Source organism: Maritimimonas sp. 2210JD6-3 (genome assembly GCF_056591795.1).
Genome location: NZ_JBWQOJ010000097.1, coordinates 1 through 628 on the forward strand (window position 1 = coordinate 1; position 628 = coordinate 628).

Genomic DNA, 628 nt, shown 5'->3' on the forward strand with positions numbered 1-628 from the left:
TGCTGGAAGACGTTTCTTTACTTTCCGTCTCAAGGGCAGCCCTAATGATACGTATACTCTATGAACGCGTTTATGATTCCAAAGTTTACCTTCTTCACGTAAGCGACCATAGGCCTTCCAAAATCCTTCCTCTGGCTTGTCCTCTGCCTTTTTGCTTAAGGCAGCTTCAATCTCAACATCGTTCTTTGGCAATGGCTTGTAGTAATAGACACTCTTGCTCATATGTAGAACACGGCACGCCCTGCTTATACCGTAATGAGCAAGTTCCTTTGCTATACTCCTTTTTCGGCAGGGCTTTAAAGCTTTTTTTCTATGATCTCCTTAGCCATTTGGTGGTCCAATGCTAGGTTGGCATACATTTGCTTGAGCCTGAGGTTCTCTTCTTCCAATTGCTTGATACGTTTAAGTTCTTTGCTGCTCATACCTGCATACTTGGAACGCCACTTGTAAAATGCGGCCGAACTAACACCGTGGTCACGGGTGATTTCTAATACAGATTTACCGTTTTCAAATTCCTTTAAAATCTTGGCTATCTGGGGCGGTGAAAATTTACTTCTTCTCATAATTACTGTTCAAAATTAAAATATTTATTCTACTTTTAAACAGTTCAGTTTTTGGGGAAGCTTAC

The 628-nt window shown here is 41.1% G+C and carries 1 pseudogene; it reads right to left on the reverse strand.

The features are described 5' to 3' along the window. Window positions 1–563: pseudogene (locus AC1EUY_RS16125) on the reverse strand (transposase); the annotation flags it as partial. Window positions 564–628 lie beyond the last annotated feature (65 nt).